At 41.6% G+C, this 22,323-nt stretch carries 21 protein-coding genes; 12 read left to right on the top strand and 9 right to left on the bottom strand.

The window, feature by feature from the left end; genetic code table 11:
* Nucleotides 1–95 precede the first annotated feature (95 nt).
* The 5 genes from D3P12_RS11985 to D3P12_RS11965 all read left to right on the top strand — a co-directional run bounded on the left by D3P12_RS11985 (nucleotide 96) and on the right by D3P12_RS11965 (nucleotide 7,267).
* The gene (locus D3P12_RS11985; RefSeq protein WP_118195809.1) at nucleotides 96–1,739 is read left to right on the top strand and encodes a UxaA family hydrolase; all 1,644 of its coding nucleotides are present in this window, start codon (nucleotides 96–98) and stop codon (nucleotides 1,737–1,739) included.
* A 195-nt stretch (nucleotides 1,740–1,934) separates the two neighbouring features.
* Nucleotides 1,935–3,875 (top strand): dienelactone hydrolase family protein, encoded by a 1,941-nt coding sequence (locus D3P12_RS11980; RefSeq protein ID WP_165438737.1) that lies wholly within the window; start codon nucleotides 1,935–1,937, stop codon nucleotides 3,873–3,875.
* 12 nt (nucleotides 3,876–3,887) lie between these two features.
* Entirely contained in the window at nucleotides 3,888–5,327 is a 1,440-nt protein-coding gene (locus D3P12_RS11975; protein ID WP_118195806.1) for a Gfo/Idh/MocA family protein, read from the top strand.
* Nucleotides 5,328–5,373: 46 nt separating this feature from the next.
* Nucleotides 5,374–6,105 carry a glucosamine-6-phosphate deaminase gene (locus D3P12_RS11970; RefSeq protein WP_118195804.1) on the top strand — a complete coding sequence of 244 codons (732 nt, stop codon included), beginning with the start codon at nucleotides 5,374–5,376 and terminating at the stop codon, nucleotides 6,103–6,105.
* A 139-nt stretch (nucleotides 6,106–6,244) separates the two neighbouring features.
* Nucleotides 6,245–7,267: a LacI family DNA-binding transcriptional regulator gene (locus tag D3P12_RS11965; RefSeq protein WP_118195802.1), complete on the top strand. Its 1,023-nt coding sequence runs from the start codon at nucleotides 6,245–6,247 to the stop codon at nucleotides 7,265–7,267.
* Here the strand turns inward: D3P12_RS11965 and D3P12_RS11960 are convergent.
* Nucleotides 7,250–8,599 carry a sugar MFS transporter gene (locus D3P12_RS11960; RefSeq protein ID WP_118197092.1) on the bottom strand — a complete coding sequence of 450 codons (1,350 nt, stop codon included), beginning with the start codon at nucleotides 8,597–8,599 and terminating at the stop codon, nucleotides 7,250–7,252. The two genes, D3P12_RS11965 and D3P12_RS11960, sit on opposite strands and share 18 nt — an antisense overlap.
* 235 nt (nucleotides 8,600–8,834) lie before the next feature.
* On the opposite strand from D3P12_RS11960, the gene D3P12_RS11955 reads away from it, so the two are divergent.
* The 3 genes from D3P12_RS11955 to D3P12_RS11945 all read left to right on the top strand — a co-directional run bounded on the left by D3P12_RS11955 (nucleotide 8,835) and on the right by D3P12_RS11945 (nucleotide 11,179).
* Nucleotides 8,835–9,290 (top strand): cold-shock protein, encoded by a 456-nt coding sequence (locus D3P12_RS11955; RefSeq protein ID WP_118195800.1) that lies wholly within the window; start codon nucleotides 8,835–8,837, stop codon nucleotides 9,288–9,290.
* Between the two features lie 202 nt (nucleotides 9,291–9,492).
* Complete coding sequence (locus D3P12_RS11950) at nucleotides 9,493–9,909, top strand: hypothetical protein (RefSeq protein ID WP_118195798.1); 417 nt, start codon at nucleotides 9,493–9,495, stop codon at nucleotides 9,907–9,909.
* Between the two features lie 121 nt (nucleotides 9,910–10,030).
* Complete coding sequence (locus D3P12_RS11945; protein ID WP_118197091.1) at nucleotides 10,031–11,179, top strand: DmpA family aminopeptidase; 1,149 nt, start codon at nucleotides 10,031–10,033, stop codon at nucleotides 11,177–11,179.
* Between the two features lie 13 nt (nucleotides 11,180–11,192).
* Here D3P12_RS11945 and D3P12_RS11940 read toward each other — a convergent pair whose 3' ends face one another.
* Nucleotides 11,193–12,053, bottom strand: coding sequence for an aminotransferase class IV (locus tag D3P12_RS11940; protein WP_118195797.1), 861 nt, complete (start codon nucleotides 12,051–12,053; stop codon nucleotides 11,193–11,195).
* Between the two features lie 284 nt (nucleotides 12,054–12,337).
* Between D3P12_RS11940 and D3P12_RS11935 the strand changes: the two genes are divergently transcribed.
* The gene (locus D3P12_RS11935; protein ID WP_118195795.1) at nucleotides 12,338–12,712 is read left to right on the top strand and encodes a DUF6970 domain-containing protein; all 375 of its coding nucleotides are present in this window, start codon (nucleotides 12,338–12,340) and stop codon (nucleotides 12,710–12,712) included.
* A gap of 16 nt (nucleotides 12,713–12,728) precedes the next feature.
* Here the strand turns inward: D3P12_RS11935 and D3P12_RS11930 are convergent, their stop codons facing one another.
* The 4 genes from D3P12_RS11930 to D3P12_RS11915 form a co-directional block, all read right to left on the bottom strand.
* Complete coding sequence (locus D3P12_RS11930; protein WP_118195793.1) at nucleotides 12,729–14,231, bottom strand: PH domain-containing protein; 1,503 nt, start codon at nucleotides 14,229–14,231, stop codon at nucleotides 12,729–12,731.
* Nucleotides 14,224–14,763: a PH domain-containing protein gene (locus D3P12_RS11925; RefSeq protein ID WP_118195791.1), complete on the bottom strand. Its 540-nt coding sequence runs from the start codon at nucleotides 14,761–14,763 to the stop codon at nucleotides 14,224–14,226. Before D3P12_RS11925 ends, D3P12_RS11930 begins: the two co-directional genes overlap by 8 nt.
* Nucleotides 14,753–16,216: a M14 family zinc carboxypeptidase gene (locus D3P12_RS11920; RefSeq protein WP_157970334.1), complete on the bottom strand. Its 1,464-nt coding sequence runs from the start codon at nucleotides 16,214–16,216 to the stop codon at nucleotides 14,753–14,755. Before D3P12_RS11920 ends, D3P12_RS11925 begins: the two co-directional genes overlap by 11 nt.
* Before the next feature lie 71 nt (nucleotides 16,217–16,287).
* The gene (locus D3P12_RS11915) at nucleotides 16,288–17,622 is read right to left on the bottom strand and encodes a dihydroorotase (protein WP_118195787.1); all 1,335 of its coding nucleotides are present in this window, start codon (nucleotides 17,620–17,622) and stop codon (nucleotides 16,288–16,290) included.
* A gap of 128 nt (nucleotides 17,623–17,750) precedes the next feature.
* On the opposite strand from D3P12_RS11915, the gene D3P12_RS11910 reads away from it, so the two are divergent.
* The 3 genes from D3P12_RS11910 to gldC are packed head-to-tail and all read left to right on the top strand — an operon-like array spanning nucleotide 17,751 to nucleotide 19,778.
* Complete coding sequence (locus D3P12_RS11910; protein WP_118197090.1) at nucleotides 17,751–19,082, top strand: DEAD/DEAH box helicase; 1,332 nt, start codon at nucleotides 17,751–17,753, stop codon at nucleotides 19,080–19,082.
* Nucleotides 19,083–19,134: 52 nt separating this feature from the next.
* Complete coding sequence (locus D3P12_RS11905; RefSeq protein ID WP_118195785.1) at nucleotides 19,135–19,383, top strand: hypothetical protein; 249 nt, start codon at nucleotides 19,135–19,137, stop codon at nucleotides 19,381–19,383.
* 44 nt (nucleotides 19,384–19,427) lie between these two features.
* Nucleotides 19,428–19,778 carry a gliding motility protein GldC gene (gldC, locus tag D3P12_RS11900; protein WP_118195783.1) on the top strand — a complete coding sequence of 117 codons (351 nt, stop codon included), beginning with the start codon at nucleotides 19,428–19,430 and terminating at the stop codon, nucleotides 19,776–19,778.
* On the opposite strand, the gene mnmD is transcribed toward gldC, so the two are convergent.
* The 3 genes from mnmD to D3P12_RS11885 are packed head-to-tail and all read right to left on the bottom strand — an operon-like array spanning nucleotide 19,779 to nucleotide 22,288.
* On the bottom strand, nucleotides 19,779–20,474 hold the full coding sequence (gene mnmD / locus D3P12_RS11895; RefSeq protein ID WP_245977443.1) for a tRNA (5-methylaminomethyl-2-thiouridine)(34)-methyltransferase MnmD: 696 nt from the start codon (nucleotides 20,472–20,474) through the stop codon (nucleotides 19,779–19,781). It abuts the gene before it with no gap.
* Complete coding sequence (locus tag D3P12_RS11890) at nucleotides 20,444–20,950, bottom strand: rhodanese-like domain-containing protein (RefSeq protein WP_118195781.1); 507 nt, start codon at nucleotides 20,948–20,950, stop codon at nucleotides 20,444–20,446. The genes mnmD and D3P12_RS11890 overlap by 31 nt, the downstream gene beginning before the upstream one ends.
* Nucleotides 20,951–22,288 carry an MBL fold metallo-hydrolase gene (locus tag D3P12_RS11885; RefSeq protein WP_118195779.1) on the bottom strand — a complete coding sequence of 446 codons (1,338 nt, stop codon included), beginning with the start codon at nucleotides 22,286–22,288 and terminating at the stop codon, nucleotides 20,951–20,953.
* Nucleotides 22,289–22,323: the final 35 nt, after the last annotated feature.

Raw genomic sequence — 22,323 nt, 5'->3', positions numbered from 1 at the left:
CCGTTTTCATTAATATTTTCTCAAAAAACCTTGAATATTCATGTGTCTAAGCCTACCTTGCCTATGGATGGTTGAATTTTATAAATAATCGAAAAATGAGACGGAATGTATTGAAGGTGCATCAGGATGACAACGTATTAGTTGCTTTGGTTGATTTGAAGGCTGATGAGATTGTGGAATATGAAGGGAAAGAATATAAGCTGAAAGAAGCAATTCCAGCTAAGCACAAACTCTTTACAGATGATATTAAGGTAGGGGGCTCGGTAATAATGTACGGAACCTTGGTCGGGAAAACACAGTGCGAGGTAATGACCGGTCAGCGAATGAGTACAGAGAATGTAAAGCACGCTGCATCTCCTTATCACTATCGTCCATTTAATTATCAATGGGATGCACCGGATGTGTCAAAGTTTGTCGGACGCACAATTGATGGTTATCATCGGTCGGACGGAAGAGTGGGTACAGCGAACTATTGGTTGTTTATACCAACGGTTTTTTGTGAGAATAGAAATCTCGATGTGATAAAAGAAGCGCTATATTCTGAGCTTGGCTATGATGTAACCGATAAATACAAAACAAAAGTACGTTTATTGAAGGAATTATATCTTGATGGAAAGAATGTTGAATCTGCAAATTTAAGTATAACTGAGGCGATTGTTCCGGTCGACCGCCTCTTTAAAAACGTAGATGGGATCAAATTTCTAAATCATCAGGGAGGCTGTGGTGGCATTAGGCAGGATTCGGAAGTGTTGAGCAAGCTCTTGGCGGCCTATGCGGATCATCCGAACGTCGCCGGTGTTACCTTGCTGAGTCTGGGATGTCAGAATTTGCAAGTTAAAGACTTTCTCAGGGATCTGAAAGAACGCAACCCGGCTTTTGACAAGCCACTACATATATTTGAACAACAGCAGTCTACTAGTGAGGAACAATTAATTACAGACGCTATTCATCAGACATTCTTAAGCCTGGTAGCAGCAAATCAACTGACCAGACAGCCCGCACCTTTAAGTCACTTGACTATTGGGGTAAAGTGTGGGGGAAGTGATGGTTTCAGTGGTATATCGGCAAATCCAGCGGTGGGCCACTGTTCTGATCTGTTAGTAGCATTGGGTGGCAGGGTTCTTTTAGCAGAGTTTCCCGAGCTTTGTGGTGCGGAACAGGATATTATCGATCGGACAGAGGATGAATTTGCTGCAAGGCGATTTATTGAGCTGATGTCTGCATACAGTAGAGCTGCAGAAAATGCAGGTTCGGGTTATCATATGAACCCTTCGCCTGGCAATATTCGCGATGGACTTATTACGGATGCTATAAAAAGTAATGGAGCAGCGAAAAAGGCAGGTTTGTCACCAGTGGTGGATGTGTTGGATTATACAGAGCCATCGCTTAAAAGTGGCCTTAATCTGGTTTGTACACCGGGGAATGATGTTGAAGCAACAACTGGTCAGGCCGCTAGTGGTGCAAACCTTATTTTATTCACAACAGGATTGGGCACACCAACTGGCAATCCGATTTGCCCCGTCATTAAGGTAGCAAGTAATACGAAACTTGCGGAGCGGATGAAAGATATCATTGATATTGACTGCGGTCCTATAATTGCTGGTGAGAAAACGATTGAGGAGATGGGGGAAGATATCCTGGAATACTGTATAAAAGTGGCTTCTGGATTGGTAGTACCCCATGCCGTTCGTCTCAATCAAGACGACTTTATCCCTTGGAAACGGGGTGTCTCTCTATAGACTTTTCGAGAACGTTATCGCTACTATATACCTCGATTTTCTTGATTTAATGTTCGTATTATCTAATATTTGTTTAGGCAGACATGTCTGTTGACCAAAACTAATTCACCTCATAGTATGCGCCTGTTGCTATTTATTTTACTTATGATACCATCTTTCGGTTTTTCACAAGCGAACAAACTTCCAAGCGTTTTTGTGAGTAAGCAGTCGGATTTTATCGCCGAGCAGCTGCGAAATGAGGCCGCTAGTGCCAATAAGGATCTTGAAATAAAGAATATACCTTTATGGCTAAATAACCGTACGTCATTACGAAGCAAAATAATCGAACATGCAGGAGTTGATTTTTTTCCGGATTTAGATCTTGATTTTCAGGAAACCGGTCGCCAGCAACTGAATGGTTACTCGGTGAGGAATATTCGATTTCAAACGCGTCCAGGAGTGCTTGCCACCGGATCCTTATATGTTCCGGATGACGAGGGGACCTTTCCGGCAGTCATCGTTACCCACGGTCATTGGGACGGCGGTCGGCGATCTGACCTCTTCCAATCCGTTGGACATAGTCTGGCACAAAACGGATTTGTTTGTTTGGTTATGGATGCTTGGGGCGCTGGCGAGCGGACCACTGATCATGAAGTTCATGAATATCATGGTTCTAATTTAGGGGCATCGTTAATGAATATCGGAGAAACGCTACTCGGTATGCAGGTGACCGATAATATCAGAGGGGTAGATCTCCTTTCTTCCTTTCCATTTGTTGACAAAGAGCGTATCGGAGCTACGGGTGCGAGTGGTGGGGGTAATCAGTCGATGTGGCTGGCGGCCATCGACGAGAGAATCATGGCTGTAGTTCCAGTCGTCAGCGTAGGTACGTTTCAATCTTATATTCTTAATAGCAATTGCGTATGTGAACTGCTTCCAGGTGGATTGACGTTTACCGAAGAAACAGGAGTGTTGGGACTGATAGCTCCCCGGGCCTTGAATATATTTAATGCTACGGAAGATAGGAATCCGTCGTTTAGTACAACCGAAATGCTCAGAAGTTACCAAGGTGCTTTGCCAGTCTTTCAACATTTAGGCGCCGAAAGTCAAATTCAGTATACCTTGTTTAAGACAGGACACGGTTATTCTGAGGAGATGCGCGAAGCCATGGTCGGTTGGTTCAAGTTGAAACTGAAAAAAGATGGCGATGGTGCTCCTCAACCAGAAAAGCCTTTTCAATTGTTATCCCAGCAATCCTTGGCTACTTACAAAAAGGGGACAAGGGAACCCGATTTTGCTACAACAGCTGCTTACGCTCGGATAGAAGGTAGTCGACTTCGTTCGGGGCAGGATGCTGCTACTTTTAACCCTGAATTAAAGAGGATAGAATTAACTCAACTGTTGAAAATTTCAGCCTTGCCTGATTTGAAAAATATTGTCTCTAACGGGCACGAAAGAAGTTGGGAAAAGCTTGTATTAGAGGGGTCAGACGGTAGGCGAATCCCGGTTTTATATCGACCAGCTAAGAATGCGACACAATATAAAGTTATGTTCAGTGGCGGCGGAAAGGACAACTTACCGACATCTTTCGTAGAAGAAGCAATAAAGGAAAATGTGAATTTGATTGTGGTCGACCTATGGGGGACAGGAGAACAAGCGTCTCCACTCGCTCAGCATATTGACGGCCGTTTGCCTGCATTTCATACACTTTCACGTTCGCTGCTTTGGTTAGGCAAGACGGTAATGGGTGAATGGGTTAAGGATATTCATGCGGTAATTAAGTTTATTGGCACCAAAGCAAGTCAACCTCCGATTGAAATAATGGGATTTGAAGAAGCAGGTATTGCTGCGATTTTATATGGAGCTCTTTATGTTGATGTCGGTGAGATAGTCAGTGTGAACAGTCCTTACAGCTATCTTTTTGACACTCGTGAAGGTGTTGACCATTACCACATGGCAGTACACCTACCGGGCTTCTTACAATGGGGAGATTTATCGCTCGCCGCATCATTAGCCAGTGCGCAAATTATATTTTCCCATCCCATGACCATGTTTGGTCGGAAGCTTTCGCCTATGGAGATGAGAAGTATTAGGAAAGAATATGCTTATTTCGAGGATTTAGCAGGCAAAAGTAAAACAACAAAGTTTATAGACTGATTAAATAGAATTATGAAAAGTAACCGTAGAGAATTTTTAAAATTAACAGGTGTTGCCGGATTAGGTCTCGCCAGCATAGGGCCATTTTCTGGTTGTAACACTGTTCAAACTCAGGCGAAAGATGAAAGTCTTTCCGATATTAGACGGGCAGTGGGTAAGTCATATACTCAGAGCTTTAATATGAGTGGTTATCGCGCACCGAAGATCGATCAGGTGAGAGTAGGATTTATTGGCGTTGGAAATCGTGGTTCAGCAGCAGTTGAACGGATGAGTTATCTGAATGGCGTGAGTATCAACGGGATTTGTGATGTTCGCCCAGAACAAGCTGAAGGAGCAAAAAAGCGGATAAAGAGTACAGGGCATAATCCGACCCTATACAGCGAAAGTACTGAATCCTGGAAACAAATGTGTGATAGCGATGATTACGACCTGATCTACATATGCACACCATGGGAGCTTCACGCACCGATGGCTTTATACGCAATGGAAAATGGCAAGCATGTTGCCGTAGAAATTCCTGCGGCCACGACTGTTGATGATTGTTGGCGACTTGTTGAGACATCTGAAAAAACCAAGAAACATTGTGTCATTTTGGAAAATTGCTGTTATGATTTTTTTGAATTATTGACTCTAAATATGGTTCGTCAAGGCTTTTTCGGTGAATTGATCCATGCGGAAGGAGCGTATATTCATGACATCCTGCATAGTATCTTTTCAAAGGACAAGCGGTATGACCTTTGGAGGCTTAAAGAGAATGCGGCAAGAAATGGTAATCTATATCCAACGCATGGTTTAGGGCCGGTTGCGCAAGCGATGGATATTAACCGTGGTGACCGAATGGATTATTTAGTTTCTATGGCTTCGAATGATTTTATGATGAACCCCTTAGCAAAGGAATTGGCTTCCGAAGATTCAAGTTACAAAGAATATGTTGATAAGCCATTTCGAGGTAATATGAATACCAGTATTATTAAAACAAGCAAGGGTAGAACGATCATGCTCCAACACGATGTCACCTCACCGCGACCGTACTCCAGGATTCATTTATTGAGTGGTACGAAAGCTACAGCAAGGAAATATCCTTTACCGGGAAAGATAGCAACCGGACACGAACGTTGGTTTAATGAAGAGGAAATGATGTCAGTGGAAGAGCAATATACACCTTCAATCGTAAAAAAGATAGGAGATCTCGCTAAGCAAGTAGGCGGGCATGGCGGTATGGACTTTATGATGGATTGGCGATTGATAGACTGTCTCCGTAACGGTCTGCCAGTTGATATGGATGTTTACGATGCGGCCGCTTGGAGTGTTATTGGCCCACTAACCGAATGGTCTGTGGCTAATCGGAGCGGTGCAATTGATATCCCTGACTTTACAGGAGGTTCGTGGAAGACAAATAAGCCCGTCGATATTTCATTAAGTGAAGGAGCCAATACTGGCGTGAGGCTATAAAAAATATACGTTACACATAGAATTAAAAATTAACATCAAATAAATAATGGAAGTTATCGTAAAAAATAATCCGAAAGATCTTGGTCGTGCTGCTGGAATAAAGACAGCCGAACTCATCAACGAAGCGATTCGTAAAGATGGAGAAGCTCATGTTATTCTGGCGACAGGCGCAAGTCAATTTGAAACATTGAATCAGCTAATCGAACAAGAAGTCGATTGGTCAAAGGTTACCATGTTCCATTTAGATGAATACATCGATTTGCCTGAAACACATCCGGCAAGCTTTAGAAAATACCTAAGAGAGCGTTTTTTAAATAAAGTATCGCCTCTCAAATCTTTTTATTTAATTGATGGTGAAGCGGATCCGGAGGAAGAGCGTCAACGCTTGGGTGAGTTGATAAAAAAGCATCCCATTCATGTTGCTTTGGTTGGTATCGGGGAAAATGGACACTTAGCGTTTAATGATCCGCCGGCTGATTTTGAGACCGAGGAGCCTTATCTGATCGTTAATTTGGATGCTGACTGTCGTGGGCAGCAATTGAATGAAGGATGGTTCGGTTCTATCGATGAGGTTCCTAAAAAAGCAATCAGCATGTCAGTTAGACAAATATTAAAGTCTGAGGTAATCATCTGCTCCGCACCCGACGCAAGAAAAGCTCCAGCCGTGCAAAAGGCTATTGAAGGCCCCGTTTCAAACTTGGTTCCCGCTAGTATCTTACAGTCACACCCTAACTGCATGTACTATCTCGACAAGGATTCTGCAAAATTGCTGTCGTAAAAAGAAAGATTTATTTGTAGCTAGTTATTAATTATACAAGGGTTCGTCTGGGGGTAATCATATCATGTGACGAACCTTTTTTGTGATTTTTTAGATGGTAAATTGAGTATATTTGAACTTGTACCGTTAAAGTGAATTGATGGAACCAAAGAAAAGGCCAATTACCATAAAAGATCTAGCTCGTATACTTGAAATATCCGTCTCGACCGTTTCACGAGCTCTAAGAGACACCTATGATGTGAACCCGGAAACGAAGGAAAAGGTTCTGGCATTAGCGGCCGAATTGAATTATAAGCCAAATTTTAATGCGACAGGTTTGGCAAAAGGCAGTACCCGGAATATAGGTATCATAACACCTCATATTACAAATTATTATTTCGCAACGGTCATTACGGGTATACAAGAGCTTGCTTTTAAGGAAGGCTTTAAGATTATCCTCTTTGTTACGAATGATTCGCCAGAACGTGAACTGGAAATTGCAGAAAGTATTGCAATAACGAGCTTAGATGGTCTTTTGGTCTCAATCTCTTCTAATACGGATGAATGTGTTCATTTTCAAAAATTGATTGATGAAGGGATGCCAATTGTATTTTTTGATCGGGTCCCCAATGAGATAGAAGCATCAAAAGTTGTTCAGGATGACTATGAAGGAGCATTACAGGGTACCATTCATTTAATTAATAGTGGCTATAAGAAAATAGCACATATCGCCGGTCCGAAAGGACTTGCTTTTACGGCGAACCGACTCCAAGGTTACCTTGACGCCCTGGCGCAATATAATATGGAACCTAAAGATGAGTGGATCGTACATTCCGGGTTCTCGCAAGCTCATGGGGAGCAGGACTGCGATCATTTGTTAAGTCTCGATAACCCGCCTGATGCTATATTCGCGGTCAACGATCGAAAAGCCATCGGCGCCATGCTTTCATTAAAAAGACATAAAGTGAAAATTGGAGAAGAGGTGGGCGTTGTTGGTTTTACCAATGATCCGATGTCTGTTATCATATCACCTACATTAACCACCATTGCTGAACCGGCATTTGAAATTGGGCAGAAAAGTTGCGAGCTATTGATCAAGCACATTACCAAAACTTACTTTGAAGGAGAAAATATTATTCTCCCTAATCAGCTGATTGTAAGGGAGTCAAGTATTCGGAGCTAATTTTATTTTATTCGTTTTCCATGTTCGTATACGATGTCCGATAAATGCATAGAAGACGAGATACGAGTAACAGGGGAATAATACCCAATAGGCTAGGCGATCATTGAAGATATCAACGAAATAACCGTAAGCTAAAGGCAATAGCGCGTTTCCGCATAGTCCCATAATCAGAACGGATGATCCGAGTTTAGTGAATTTGCCCAGACCATCAATCGCTAAAGGCCAGATTCCTGCCCATATTAATGAGTTGGGTAGACCCAACAAAACAACAAACCAGATTGATATGTCAGTATAATGATTCAGAAAGTGTACATTTCCATTGACAGATACGATCAGTAAGGTCAATATAACACCGAGTAATGTACATAGCTGAAGCGCCTGTTTTTGGCTAATATACTTGGGTATTAGTGTGATACCAAGCAAATAGCCGCAAATTGTTATTGCTAGCGTGTAGGAGGGGAAGGTTTTCGCTTCCAGAATATCAATACCCATCGATCCGGCGTAGTTGATAATGGTGTCAATCGCAATGACCTGTGTACCTACGTGCAGGAAAATAGCAATGGCGCCTAAAATAAGGTGTGGAAATTGTAAAATGCTGGTCTTGCCTGTATTGGCTAGCGCAATATCTTCGGTTTCTTGTTCGGTATCGATTTCTGGCAGAGGGGAGAAGCGCACAAAAAGCCCCAGGCAGATCAACCCAATTCCCAAAATCGTATATGGGGTAATCACTCTTCTGATTAGTTCATCCAGCGCAGCGGCTCGCTCGGTTGCATTCATCAAGGGTATTTGTTCAAATAAAGTACTATCACTCGCTTTTAGAATGACGGCCGCAAAAATAAGGGGAGCCAGAATACCCGCGCCTTTATTGCAGATGCCCATGATGCTGATCCGTTGTGCGGCTCGTTCCTTCGGACCGAGAATGGTGATATACGGATTGGCTGCCGTTTGTAGTACGGCAAGGCCAGTCCCTAACGAGAAAAGACCAATGAGGAATACTTCATAAGTTCTGGTATAAGCAGCCGGTATAAATATAAATGCACCCAGAGCCATAATCCAGAAGCCGACCATCATGCCTTTCTTGAAACCAACCGCTTTTAGTAGATAAGAAGAAGGTACAGACATTACTAGGTATGAGATGTAAAAAGCGAAGGCGACCAAGTAGGATTGAAAGTTCGTCAGTTCACAAGCAATCTTAAAATAGGGAATGAGAATCGCATTGACCCAGGAAACAAAACCAAACATAAAAAATAAAACACCGATAATGCCAATTGAAATAACGGTATCTCGCTTACTTAATGAGTCGACAGTAACTTTTGTTGTTGTGCTTGCCATAAAAGAGATTTTTCTTGGTTTGTCAATTACCAAAATATTAATAAAAAGGGATAAAGCCACTAAAAAGGCAATATTAAAGTATGAAAACGTTCTCGACAGCCATTTGATCTGTGAATGATCGCTTTACAGTTTCCAATTAATTATTGTATCTTTGTCTACCGATTAAAATTCGCACACTTAATCCCTTCAGGACAACCCCCTTGACTAAACCGTGCTAAAATTCTTAATAAATAATATGGCGAGATCACAAGAAACGTTCAACAAAAAAGAAAAAGAAAAGAAAAGATTAAAGAAAAGACAAGACAAAGAACAGAAGCGGGAGGAACGCAAAGCGAATTCTGATAAAGGAAAAGATTTAGAAGAATTGTTTGCGTATGTTGATGAAAATGGAAATATTACAGATACACCACCTGACCCGACAAAAAAGAAAGTTATTAAGACCGAAGATATTGAGATTGGCGTGGCGAAGCAACCCGAGCTGACGGCCGAGGATTTGATCCGAAATGGTGTTGTGACTTTTTTCAATGAATCGAAAGGTTACGGTTTTATTAAAGACCAGGAAAGTCAAGAGAGTATCTTTTTCCACGTAAACGGTCTTGAAGAAGAAGTTATCGAAGGGAACAAAGTGTCTTTCGAAGTTGAAAAAGGTCTTAAGGGCCTTAACGCTATCAAGGTTAAAAAATCTACATAAAACAAAATTTAATTCTTGTCACAAGAATTAATGTCATAGGAATAATTCCCAGTTCCTTCAATTCATAGAAGTCTAAGAAGTACGATCAATTTCCTTCGATCGGCAGATCGTATCTATTTGCAGATCGTATCTATTTTATGTTTTCAAAAATGGCATTATACTTGCCTTTGGGTAGCTAGTATTTAAACGTAATAATATAAAGATGAAAAAGTATTTGAAGGTATTCGGGTTAATATTGGTTGTATTAATCGGTTTTTCGGCTTGCAGCGAGGAGACGGTTACAAGTGCCGAAAAGGATATTGTAAATAATGTGCTCCGAACTGGGAATTGGAGATCTCTTGAAAAAACGATTTCTAGTGGTGGGGAGATGGGAATTACGACGGAACTGATTACCGAAGGTGGACGCCTTGAATTTAAAAGTGATAATAAAGCTTGGTTCTATGACGGTGATAATGCTCATTCTGTTCCTTATCGCGTGATTGCTACCAAGGAAATGGAGTTTGATGGGATGACTTATGTGATTCAGGAAAACATTGTGGGTAAAATCAACACGTTAACGTTAATTAACGATGAAGGTGCGACACAAACACGATTAGTGTTTAAACGTAATCGTGACTAGATCGTAGTCAAGAACGACCGTAGAAAAAGTCGAAAAGATTATCTAATTTGCAGGTAATCTTTTCGACTTTTTTAATGACCGTTTAAATTACATAATGAAGATTACAGTCCCGAAACCACTAATGAAAACAACAATCCCTGTATCAAAGATTTTATTTTTTCTATTTTTCTTGCTGGTCGTTAGCCATGACTATGGCTATGGACAAACGAATCGTGTCCATGAGCTTGGAATTGAAATTGGTGTGTTGCCGAAAGGCAAATGGAATGCAATAACTGATGTGGCTGGTGTCTCTGTGGGACATAAAACCCGCATAGAAGGCGATTCGGTACGGACAGGAGTCACTGCTATACTGCCTCATCAGGGTAATATTTTTCAGGAAAAGGTGCCGGCGGCTGTCTTTGTGGGCAATGGTTTTGGGAAATTAGCAGGCATTACGCAAGTCAATGAACTGGGGAATCTGGAAACGCCAATTATTTTGACAAATACATTGAATGTTGCAACGGCTATGAATGCGGTGATCGGCTATACGCTTGATCAAAAAGGAAACGAAGAAGTTCGATCGGTTAATGCGTTGGTGGGAGAAACGAATGATGGTTATCTGAATGATATCCGAGGACGCCACCTTACACAAAACGATGTGCTGGAAGCTATCCGCGATGCAGAAACAGGTCTGCCGGCTGAGGGGAACGTCGGAGCGGGTACAGGAACGGTTTGTTTCGGCTTCAAAGGTGGTATTGGCACTGCCTCCCGGAAGCTGCCCGAGTCATTAGGTGGTTATACAGTTGGTGTACTGGTACAAAGTAATTTTGGCGGAGTCTTACAAATTGCCGGGGTGAATATAGGGAAGGAGCTGAAGCAGTTCTCCTTTAGTAATGAATTGTTAAATAATGTGGATGGTTCCTGCATGATCGTGGTAGCTACAGACGCGCCACTCGATCATCGAAATTTGGAACGATTGGCTAAGCGCGCTTTTATGGGATTAGCGAAAACAGGAGGAATCGCATCAAACGGGAGTGGCGATTATGTTATCTCGTTCTCTACGGCGAATCGGATTCCCTATAATAGCACGGAGCCTTTGTTGCATCCGAAACATTTAACAAATGAATCGACATCACCCATTTTTATGGCAGCCATTGAAGCAACGGAAGAAGCGATCCTAAATTCGCTTTTTCAGGCAGAGGATATGGTCGGCAGGGATGGTAATAAAGTGGAAGCACTGCCAGTTGAAAAAATAAGGGGTATCTTAAAGAAACATCAGGTTATCAAGTAACTTGCGTTCGATATCACGCAAATCTTGTTCTCTTGATGAATTCAGCCTGTATTTGTTTTGTAACCAATCCGCTTTCCTCGCCGAGAAAAAACTCCTTTCCTTCTAACTCAAGTTTTCCGATTGCTAATATTTGTGTAGTTGTTCCGGCGAGAAATGCTTCCTCGACATCATCTATTTCGTTTATCCCGATCGCGACTTCCTCGACAAATAACCCGTGTTCGCGACAAATTTCAATGACGACTTTACGAGTGATGCTAGGAAGGATATGCTTGTCAAGGGGGTGGGTAAACAGTGTTTGGTCTTTCAAGAAGAATACCGACGTATGAGTTCCTTCAGTAATTAAACCATTGCGTACGAATAGGTTTTCATTTGCGCCTTGAAGTTTCGCCTCATTGTTGGCGCGGACATTTGCCATGAGGGAAGTCGACTTGATATCGCAGCGGTGCCAGCGGTAATCCTCTGAAAATATAACGGTCGCTAGTTTATTTTCAAATCCAGATAAATCAATAGGGTAAACATACAGTAGGACAGTAGGTGCCGTATTGGCCGGGAAAGCGTGTGCTCGGGGAGCCGTACCTCTGGTAACCTGGATATAGACTGCAGCGTCTGACTTGCTATAAGGCGACCGGGCAATGGCCTCGTCGATAATTGGATTTAACTGGGAAACGTCATAGTGAATACCGACCTCATTCAAGCCAAATTGCATTCGATCGAGATGATCATGCAAACGAAAAACTATCCCATCATAGAGAGGGATTACATCATAGATTCCATCGCCGAATAAAAAACCACGGTCAAAAACCGATACAGTTGCGTTTTCTTGATCACGCCATTCGCCGTTAATATAGACTTCCGAAGGATATGAATTTTTCATGTCGAAAATTCGATAATATTTCGTGTTATCGCAAATTATTTTTGAACCACATTAGAAGTTCATAATAAATTGTCCAAGACTTGTTTTACATGTTAAACGATATATTCCGAAATAAAATGCTATTACTACCCTATTTTCACTCGATTATACGGGTGGAATAGGGAATTAATAGGAAATAAATAGTTAATAATGTAAACCAAGTTATTTACAGCTTCCGCAGTAATCTGTCCTGACTTTTTGATAAATGAGCCGTTTTTTGCCAGAAAAAACTTAACTTTAAATAGATGGTCGCTACGTTAAAATATTTGTCGTTTCTTCTTCTCGGTATTCTTCTAAATGCTGAGGGCTGTAAGAAAGAATCGGTTGATGGCATGTCAACCGATTTTGTAAAAAATAAGATTGCGGAGATCGAGAAAAATCCAGTTTATAATCCACCGGCATCCATATGGAAATGGGAGTATCAGGATTCAATATATTTTTATGTGACGGCCGATTGTTGCGATCAGTTCAATGAGCTGTATAATCGTGATGGAAAATTGATTTGTCATCCGGATGGTGGATTTACGGGTAGGGGTGATGGCAACTGCCCGGTCGATTTCCGGTCTTTAGATTCTACGCAGCTAAAGAAAACACTTGTTTGGCGCGATAGTCGGAAGTAAAACACAGTAATTTACCTTACATCCAGTTTCTACTACTGGTTTCTATTTGGTAGGTGAGGATATCAACATATTTTTTGAGCGCAGTGTAGTCTCCGAAACGGAACGAAAGGTCGCCACCGGCGGTGTGGAGCACGATATGACCGATATCGCTACGACGATGCCAAAAGTTCTGCTTGATGCTGATCGCCTGAATTTTATAGGGTTCAATAATTTCAGTCTGAATATCCCAGATACCGCTTTGTTTAATGACGAAATCTTTGTTGATATAGAGTCGGTTATTTCGGTAGCCAAAATAAATTAGTGTTCCGGTAAGCAAGAGATAGAAAAATGCCATATAATAAACTACTTCTGGGACAGCGGTGTTGATTTGCAATAGAAAGAGAATTCCTAATGGCAGCAACAGAAGAAAAGCGAGCGGGGCAATAATTTTGCGGATATTTGGTTTCAGAAGATGGCCTTGGCTGATGGGCTTATCCAGAACAAACTTGATAATGGCATCTAACTCCCGTCGATTGCATCCGGGCATTCTTATTTTAGCCTTCTTGTCGGTATGGACATCGCTGGTCGGCTGCTGGATGCAAAGTTCATATAAGTTCATTTTACGTTGGAAGTAGTTGTTCTGGTACGCAATTTTTTGGACTTTTTGCGGATGAATCACTGTGCTTTTGCTGTTAAACAAGCCATAGGCTATGTTCAGCGAGCCACCTTGTTTGGTGATTGACAGGTCGTAATAAACAAGGATGGTGCGGATAAGGTTGAAAAGAATGGTAATGATAAAGAGCCCGATAATGAGTGAGACTATGAACTGAACCCCCAAATGGGTACTTACCAGCTGATAAAATTCATCTTCGCTTTCCTCATCGTTCCACCAGATATCCTTAACGTTATTGTAGATTGCACTTAGAAAGGCGAGTAGAAGAAAAAAGCTTTCGACGTAGCGGGAAGTTAATCCCATTTTGACGAGGCTTAAAGGACTGACGTGGATAAATGACTGCGGGATAGCTGTCGATGGCGTAGAGGGGCCAGCTTCTTGTATCGTCGATGCTTCTTCCATCAAATGGGATTTCAGCGCTAAAGCTACTTGTTTAGAGACGGCACGAATCTGCACTTCGCTTTTGGAGCTGCCGGCAGTTTCAATCTCCACGCCGTAAACGTCGATCATCTTTTGAATGAAATTTTGATTGATGTTGACTTGCTGTATTTTGGCGAGTTGAACGACAACTTGCTTCTTGTTGAAGATCCCTTTCTGAAGGATAAATTCCTGATGTTGGCTATCAATCCGGAACGTGAAATTCCGATAGCTTAAATAGCCACCGATGACAACTAAGATCAAGACGAGGACGAGGAATAAAATAAAATAGTGCCAGCCAATCCGATCCGCCTGAAGAGCCAATACGAGAGCCAAGCCCCAAAATGCTTTCACGGTTTTTTGGATCAGGTAAGCTGATTCGACGATGATCCCTGAGAGGGATTGCCGTTGGTCTTCGTGGAAGGAAAATGTGGGCGGGAGACTAGGCATTTTGTTGAGGTTCTACCATGTGTAACATGATTTGTGATTTCATACGTTCGGCATCTTCTTTTTCGAGTCCCGATATTTTGATGTCACTTGACGACCCTCCGGCTGTGAAGACCTGGAGCTGAGCTTGTCCATATTTCCGCGATAGAAAGCTTTCGTTTACCGCTACATGCTGAACACGCTGGAAAGGTACAATGGTTTTGACGGTCGACAAAACACCGCGCCGATAAATTATGTCGTGCTTACGAATTGCAAAGCCTCGTTTTGGAAAAGCCGTTCGTTGCCAATAAAAACTAAGTCCCACAACCAGTAGATAGATGATCAATACAGGCCACAGATAGGCATTGAGCGGATCAATTGATAAAATCAGACTAAAGATCACGACCCCGATAGCTAGAAAGCGTATCAACAAGCGGATGACAATGATATTCCAGTACCGTTTAGCAATGGGTTGAAGGACAAGGTCTTCGTGTTTAGGGATATCCGCCAGTTGAATCTGTGGATTTTCGAATTGCTGCTCTGTTTTATCGGACATACTGTTTGAATTCTTGTTCCGCTGTGTTGTTTAGGTCGATTAGATAACCATTGATTACCGCGTATTGTAAGCGTCCACCTTTTGACAAAAAGAAATTAGCTGCCATTCCTAAATGCATGCCGCCCCCAGGAGGATTGCCATCAGTCAGAACCAATAGAGGCAGACTATATGCCCGATCATCTGGCATCTCTTCAATACGAACAGCATAATAGCCCTGTTTAACTAACTCCCAGGCTTGATCGGAGCTTAGTTGATTAAGCGTTGCAAATGTTTTTTCATATACTTTTCCAGAAGTCATCGTGAATCCGTCTGCATCAATTTCTTTATACCCCGCACTTTCTAGTAAATCACCGACATCAGCTACGATTCCTCGAACATAATAGTCCCCGTCATCTAGTGAATATGTATTCTGGTTTATTCCTAAATCTGTTTTATACCGAAGCGTATCGGATTGATAGGTTAAATTACGAATGACCAGATCGTGATGTTTGCTGGTATTTTCAGGTATTGAGTCATATTCGCCTGCCGAATAATGTTTGTAATTATCTGTTGCGATATCAATTAACCCATTTAATATGATGAAAAAATTAAGCTTACGGATATATTGCTTTTCGGGATCATTCGGATAGCCTCCAGACTCAATCAATACCGTTCTTGCTCCCCATTTCTGGAAATTATCGCCAAAGCCCCTAGGTTCATGGGTATCGTCATACTTCGCAACTCCGTCAGGTATATAATTCTGAAGTAGTTTATTCATACCCACGATCATTCTCATGGCATCTGCGCGGACTTCGTTGGTATCACGCTCATAATTGTAGGCCGGCGCGAGGAAAGATATAGTTGCTGGTGTTTTATTATACCCAGCTGAATAATAGGGTTGTTGGTCGTGTAAATTAAAGCCATAGTCTGGCTGTACATTTTTGGCTGCATCAATTAAAATTTTTCCTTCAGGAGTTGTACCACTGCGCGCATCGCGGTTGATATCGATTGCCATAGCATTGCGTCGGTTGAATATTTCGGCGCCATCCGGATTGAGCATGGGGATGAAATAGAGGTGTGTGTTGTCCCGGATCAGATTACGAACGGTATCAAATCCGTCGCCCTCGGCGGCCAGAAAGTTAAAAATATCGAGCAAAGCCATGGTTGCTGTACTTTCGTCACCATGCATTTGCGACCAAAGCATTACTTTTTTAGGGCCTGTGCCATATTCAACTTGGTAGATATTGCGTTTCTGAACAGATTCTCCCAAGCGATGTAATTTGAATTGAGGATTAGCCGTTAACCTATGCAGCAGAGGCTCTAGATCGGCGTGTTTAAAACGTTTTTTTGTAATGGATGTTTCTTTGTACTGTTCATATGCTTCAGCAAGCATGGCGGTATCAGCAGCTTGTGCATCCGATGAATTATTTACATCATTATTTTGTTGAGTTGAATTTTTGTTTTGACAAGACATACAGATAGTTAAAATGGCAATTATAAGGCAAATATTCTTCATTGCACGCAAGGTTAAGTGTTGTATTATAATTAATTTCGATTGAAGAGAAGTCTTCGTCCGCTAAGACCCTCAACAATTCGGTTATCTTCATAAACGATGTTTCCTGACACGATGGTATACTCGATACTGGATTTGAACGTATGTCCCTCAAATGGAGACCAGCCGCATTTTGATAGAATATTGCTTTTTTCAACCGTATAAGCTTTGTTAAGGTCGACCAGAGCTAGGTCGGCCCAATAGCCTTCACGGATAAACCCTCTTTTTTCCACCTGAAAACAAATGGCTGTATTGTGTGCTGTTTTTTGTACGAGATCTTCCACTGTTAATTTTCCGTCATGATGGAAATCGAGCAGAGCCTGTAGGGCGTGTTGTACTAATGGGCCACCAGAAGGCGCCTCGGCATAAGGTCTTGATTTTTCTTCAAACGTGTGTGGCGCATGGTCCGTAGCAATAACGTCGATCCGTCCATCTAAGACTGCCTGGAAAATAGCGTCGCGATCGGCTGCTGTTTTGACTGCTGGGTTCCATTTGATAAAATTCCCTTTTTCAGCATAATCCTCGTCAGAAAACCATAAGTGATGTATACATGCTTCAGCAGTAATCTTTTTGTCCTTCAATGCGATGTTATTGCTGAAAAGCTCCAGTTCTTTAGCTGTCGAAATATGAAGGATATGTAGGCGAGTTCCGTATTTTTTAGCTAACCTAACTGCTTCAGATGATGAGATGTAACATGCTTCAGAAGAGCGTATTAACGGATGCATGTCGATTGTCAGTGTTTCATATTGGTCTTCAAATTTCTTTAGGTTGTTTCGGATCGTTGTTTCGTCTTCACAGTGTGTGGCGATCAACATAGGGACTTGCGAAAAAATACCCTCAAGTGTCTGTTGGTTATCAACCAGCATATTCCCTGTTGAAGATCCCATAAACACTTTCACGCCGCATACATTCTTCGGATTGGTTCGAAGAACCTCTTCAATATTGTCATTGGCCGCCCCCATGTAAAATGAGTAATTAGCGAGGGATTGCGTGGCTGCAGTTTGGTACTTCTCTTCGAGCAGTTCCTGTGTTAAGGTGTTCGGAACCGTATTCGGCATTTCCATAAAACTTGTGCATCCACCAGCTACCGCCGCACGGCTCTCATGCCATATATCAGCTTTATGGGTAAGTCCCGGTTCACGAAAATGCACTTGATCATCAATAAGACCGGGCAGCAAATGTAAGCCTTCTGCATTGATTTCCCGGTCAGCAGTCGTGTCAATCTCCCCGTCGATTTTTTCTATGATCCCATTGTTGATTAGCAGATCAGAATGATGCTGCTGACCTTCATTAACGATGTTGGCATTTTTTATTAATATTCTGGACATATTGTGAGATTTAGTTTAAGTTAATCAAAAATAGGGATTTCGATGTGTTATGAATAAAGGTTCATCATATAATCATTAAAATTTTTGATTTCAGAGGCGATTAAATGCTTTTATCTATCTTTGTCGCTATGGTCGGATCTTTTGAAGATTTTAAATTAAACAAGCAGCTGCTCAACGCGATCGACGAAGCTGGGTATGAAAAGCCTACACCTATTCAGCAGAAAGCGATAACTCCGATACTTGCTGGTCAGGATCTCATGGGTATCGCCCAAACCGGTACGGGTAAGACGGCTGCGTATGTTTTACCAATCCTGATGAAGCTGAAATATGCGCAAGGTGAAGATCCTCGAGCATTAATTTTATCACCTACTCGTGAGCTTGCTATGCAGATTGAGGAAGATATTGCCGTTTTGGGTAAGTATACTGATTTGCGCACGGTGGTGCTTTATGGTGGATTGGGACCTAAAACACAGATCGAAAACTTAAAAAAAGGGGTCGATATCATCGTGGCTACTCCCGGTCGCTTCTTAGATTTGTATTTAGCGGAACATATTTCAACCAGATCCTTGAAGTTTTTGGTGCTGGATGAAGCTGATAAAATGATGGATATGGGTTTTATTTCCAAGATTCACCGAATTTTGGAAATTGTACCGCGTAAGCGACAAAATCTTTTGTTTTCGGCTACAATGAGCGATCTGGTACATAAGATAGCCGGAGACTTCCTTGCTTTCCCAACCATTGTAGAAGTTGATGTTCAGGCTACACCTGCTGAGACTGTTAGTCAGTCTCTGTATTATGTTCCTAATCTGAAAACCAAGCTCAATTTGCTTCAATATCTCTTTACAGATATTGACACGTTTAACCGGATTATTGTTTTTTGTAAGACTAAGAAAGTAGCTGATAATGTATATTCTTTCTTAGTGCGGAAATATGATGAAGAAGATGTTCGGGTTATTCATGCGAATAAAGGGCAGAATACTCGGATCAATTCCATACGTGCATTTAAAGAGGGAGGGATTCGTATTCTGGTGGCTACAGACGTGGCGGCTAGGGGCTTGGATGTAAGTGATGTAAGTCATGTTATTAATTTTGAGGTTCCTATCGTAATTGAAGATTATGTGCATCGGATAGGAAGAACCGGTCGTGCTAGAAAGTCAGGTGAGGCAATTACGTTCTGTAACCCGGCGGAAGAGTATTACGTTCAGAAAATTGAAAAATTAATTCGTCAACAGATACCTGTTAAAGAGATTCCAGGACAGGTTTTTATTGAGAAAACCGGTTTTGAAGAACGCCAGGCTATTGCTCGTGAAATTGACAATCAAAAACGCAAAGAAAATCCGGATTTTAAAGGTGCTTTTCATGAAAAAAAAGCTTCTAACGATAAAGCTAGATCGTCTAAGAATTTATCAAACCGTAGTCGGGGGCGCGCAGGTAAAAAAAGAATCGGTCGGAAAAAGTAAAAGGAGATCTGAAGGAAATAAGGTATCTCAATAATTATAAAGATTACACAGAATGCAGAAAATTACCCCTTTAAATATAGTAGTAGCTATTTTGATCGTATGGGCGATATCTGAGCTGGTCGATGGTGCATTGGTCGGCTCGCAATTGATCTGGATTGGCGTGTTAGCGGTGATTATTATCGTGGTAGATATCATGTTTCGTATGATGTTGGATACGCCTAAACGCATCTGGTTGATCCAGCTTGTTTTTCTTGTTCTGACGCTAATTGTAGCCTTTGGAATCTGGCATTTCAAAAATTAAATAAATCGGCACTTGTTATAGCTAATAAAAATATAATTGTTAAAATGAAAAAAGCAGAAATCAAATTAATCGTAGAGTTAGATGAAAAGAATGTTCCGGAGCATATTACTTGGGAATCTTCTGATAGTGAATCGTCAGAAGCATTGGCTGCGAAAGCCATGTTCTTGGCTCTATGGGATCCTCATTATAAAAATTCGATGCGGATTGATCTCTGGACGAAAGATATGCCTTTGGATGAAATGAAGCGTTTTTTTTATGAAACTCTTCAAACATTGGGTGATACTTTTCTTCGTGCGTCCGGGGGTGATAAGATGGCGGAAGCGGTGATTGGAGATTTACGAGACTATTGTGAGCATTTCGCGGAAAAGATGGAAGTGACTCAACAGAATCAATAGTTATATTTTGATGGCACGAAGCATCTCGCGTTTCCCTGGAGCGCCAGGTGCTTTTTCGATTCGGAAACCAAGTGACTTCATCGTACGCTTTAGGTTACCTGTAATGGCGTAGGTGACAAATACTCCACCTCGTTTTAAGTATTTACATACATGTTCGAGTGTTTCGTGCGACCACATTTCTGGCTGATGGACTGCGGCAAAAGCATCGAAGTACAATAAATCAATAGATTCTTCTATGTTGCATGTAGCGACATCGCATATTTTTATAGAAAGACTGCCATGTAGGGTTTTTATAGGATGTTTTTGTGCAGTTTCGTAAATGTCCAGAAACTCATTTCCTATTTCGGTAGATGCATATCGTATGTTACCTAGTTGTAAAATAAGTTCTTTAGATACAGGAAAGAGTTCGATACCCGTATAGTGCATGTCAATCGAATGGCGGATACAATAGTCGGCTGTCATAAGATAATTCAAACCTGTTCCAAAGCCCACTTCCAAAATATTGACCGGTGATGAAAGCGGGTATAGCTGTAAAAGGTAGGCTAAGCCGGATTGAACAAAAACATGTTTACTTTCTTGCAATGCACCATGCTTCGAGTGGTAGTTTTCACCAACCTGTGGATGGAAGAGTGTAGTTGAACCGTCGGCAGTTTCCACAATCTGCATTATAGCACTTTCGTCCCTCGCTTCAGCCATACACCTAGGTTTTTCTTGTAAATATGTATTTGTGAGGTTTGAACGTCTTTTCTCGTATACACAGGATAACCCTGGTTCACCCATTCGAAAATACCTCCGTACAGATTGTACACTTTTTTATAGCCCGCACGAATCAACATCTCAGCAATACGTTGAGAACGGTCGCCCATAGATGAATAAACAATGATGACTTTATCTTTGGGGATATCGTAGATATCTCGCATGTCGAACCAGATAAAGCCGGTATTTTTTGCGTAGCGCAGGTGACTTATCTGATATTCTTGTTTCTCACGCGTATCGAGGACTAGCACGCTATCGGTATCCATTCGTAAATATTCCTGAATACTGATGGTTGGGATGGTAGGTTTATATATTTTTATCAACTCTTCTTTGTATAGTGAGTCAATCGGTCTACAATCATCACAGTGGAGACCGGTAAAAAAATAGAGTAAAGAAGCAAGTAAAATGCTTTGCATTTAATTCTTTTTATAGTCTTTAATATGCTCACCCATATCCAGAACAGCCACATTTTTAAGCTGCTTTGACAATATGCTTGCACCAATAGCCGAGCGTAATCCACCAGCACAATGTACAACGATAGGCTTGTCGACCGGTAATGTATCTACGGCTTCACGAAGTCGCGGTAGCGGGATTGTGATTGCTTGTTTAAAAAGCTTGCCGGAAGCAACTTCGCCGTCATTCCGAATATCCAGAACGGTGAAATCATCCGGATTGGTATCGAAACCTTTTTGATCGAACTTTTTTTCCTCAACCTTTCCAAATTCTTCCCAAATTAAACCGTTAACTGATTTTTCGTATCCGATCTTGGCAACCCTCTTCATCATTTCATGCAAATGCTCTTCTGAATAGCCGACTAAATAGAAGCTTTCACCGGGATCGACCACAGAACCTAGCCAAGTTTCAAATTTTCCACTGTCCGGAATGTTGATAGCGTTTACATGATGCCCTGAACGGAAGTCAACTGCTTTTCTGGTGTCGATGATTAATACATTGTCGGTTAAGTCGTCAAAACGTTTAAAAGCAGTTGCAGCGTGAATGCTTTGTTCGAATGATTCTGCTCCCGCTTTATTCAGTGCAACATTATATTGAAAATATTTTGGAACCCACGGTTGGTCTGCCAGGATCAGATCGACGAATGACTCTTCGGACATATCCTGCAAGGCGTAATTTTCTTTCTTTTCGCGTCCGATTGTACTATCTAAGTCAGTGCTGATGTTTTTGCCGCAAAGAGATCCCGCACCATGTGCTGGATAAACGATAACATCATTAGGAAGTGTCATCATCTTTTCACGGGTAGAATGGTAAAGTTTCTTCGCTAACTCTTCTTTTTTATCGCGTATGTTACCCACATTTTCACGAAGATCAGGACGGCCTACATCGCCAATAAATAAAGTGTCACCCGTAAATAGAGCGTGTTCTTTTCCTTTTTTATCAATAAGTAATATCGAGATGCTATCTGGTGAATGCCCGGGCGTATTGATTGCCTCTAAAGAAATATCACCAAGTTCGATGCGGTCGCCATCATCAAACGATTTGTGTGGATAATCTGCACCAAGCAATTCGCTGACATAGATTGTTGCTCCGGTAGTATGATGTATTTCTAAATGAGAACTAACAAAGTCTGCATGAGGATGAGTTTCAATTACGCCCACAATGTTGGCTTTGTGTTTGTCTGCAAAATCATAATAAATTTGAGGGTCTCGGGCGGGGTCAATCAGGATGATTTCACCATTATTTAAGATCGCATATGATGCGTGTGCCAGACTCTTGTCGTAAAATTGCTCTATTGTCATCGTTAAAAAAATATTGGCAAATATAGCAAAAAGCG

The sequence above is a fragment of the Pedobacter indicus genome (assembly GCF_003449035.1).
Lineage (GTDB): Bacteria > Bacteroidota > Bacteroidia > Sphingobacteriales > Sphingobacteriaceae > Albibacterium > Albibacterium indicum.
This window is presented reverse-complemented; position numbering and strand designations above follow the sequence as displayed.

What these genes read in the sequence shown, in the direction of transcription:
- D3P12_RS11940 (WP_118195797.1), bottom strand. Translation starts at nt 12,053, where the DNA reads ATGAAAAATTCATATCCTTCGGAAGTCTATATTAACGGCGAATGGCGT.
- D3P12_RS11915 (WP_118195787.1), bottom strand. Translation starts at nt 17,622, where the DNA reads ATGTCCAGAATATTAATAAAAAATGCCAACATCGTTAATGAAGGTCAG.
- gldC (WP_118195783.1), top strand. Translation starts at nt 19,428, where the DNA reads ATGAAAAAAGCAGAAATCAAATTAATCGTAGAGTTAGATGAAAAGAAT.
- D3P12_RS11965 (WP_118195802.1), top strand. Translation starts at nt 6,245, where the DNA reads ATGGAACCAAAGAAAAGGCCAATTACCATAAAAGATCTAGCTCGTATA.
- D3P12_RS11925 (WP_118195791.1), bottom strand. Translation starts at nt 14,763, where the DNA reads ATGTCCGATAAAACAGAGCAGCAATTCGAAAATCCACAGATTCAACTG.
- D3P12_RS11950 (WP_118195798.1), top strand. Translation starts at nt 9,493, where the DNA reads ATGAAAAAGTATTTGAAGGTATTCGGGTTAATATTGGTTGTATTAATC.
- D3P12_RS11970 (WP_118195804.1), top strand. Translation starts at nt 5,374, where the DNA reads ATGGAAGTTATCGTAAAAAATAATCCGAAAGATCTTGGTCGTGCTGCT.
- D3P12_RS11960 (WP_118197092.1), bottom strand. Translation starts at nt 8,599, where the DNA reads ATGGCAAGCACAACAACAAAAGTTACTGTCGACTCATTAAGTAAGCGA.
- D3P12_RS11955 (WP_118195800.1), top strand. Translation starts at nt 8,835, where the DNA reads ATGGCGAGATCACAAGAAACGTTCAACAAAAAAGAAAAAGAAAAGAAA.
- D3P12_RS11920 (WP_157970334.1), bottom strand. Translation starts at nt 16,216, where the DNA reads ATGTCTTGTCAAAACAAAAATTCAACTCAACAAAATAATGATGTAAAT.
- D3P12_RS11890 (WP_118195781.1), bottom strand. Translation starts at nt 20,950, where the DNA reads ATGCAAAGCATTTTACTTGCTTCTTTACTCTATTTTTTTACCGGTCTC.
- D3P12_RS11930 (WP_118195793.1), bottom strand. Translation starts at nt 14,231, where the DNA reads ATGCCTAGTCTCCCGCCCACATTTTCCTTCCACGAAGACCAACGGCAA.
- D3P12_RS11985 (WP_118195809.1), top strand. Translation starts at nt 96, where the DNA reads ATGAGACGGAATGTATTGAAGGTGCATCAGGATGACAACGTATTAGTT.
- D3P12_RS11935 (WP_118195795.1), top strand. Translation starts at nt 12,338, where the DNA reads ATGGTCGCTACGTTAAAATATTTGTCGTTTCTTCTTCTCGGTATTCTT.
- D3P12_RS11910 (WP_118197090.1), top strand. Translation starts at nt 17,751, where the DNA reads ATGGTCGGATCTTTTGAAGATTTTAAATTAAACAAGCAGCTGCTCAAC.
- D3P12_RS11945 (WP_118197091.1), top strand. Translation starts at nt 10,031, where the DNA reads ATGAAAACAACAATCCCTGTATCAAAGATTTTATTTTTTCTATTTTTC.
- mnmD (WP_245977443.1), bottom strand. Translation starts at nt 20,474, where the DNA reads ATGGCTGAAGCGAGGGACGAAAGTGCTATAATGCAGATTGTGGAAACT.
- D3P12_RS11905 (WP_118195785.1), top strand. Translation starts at nt 19,135, where the DNA reads ATGCAGAAAATTACCCCTTTAAATATAGTAGTAGCTATTTTGATCGTA.
- D3P12_RS11885 (WP_118195779.1), bottom strand. Translation starts at nt 22,288, where the DNA reads ATGACAATAGAGCAATTTTACGACAAGAGTCTGGCACACGCATCATAT.
- D3P12_RS11975 (WP_118195806.1), top strand. Translation starts at nt 3,888, where the DNA reads ATGAAAAGTAACCGTAGAGAATTTTTAAAATTAACAGGTGTTGCCGGA.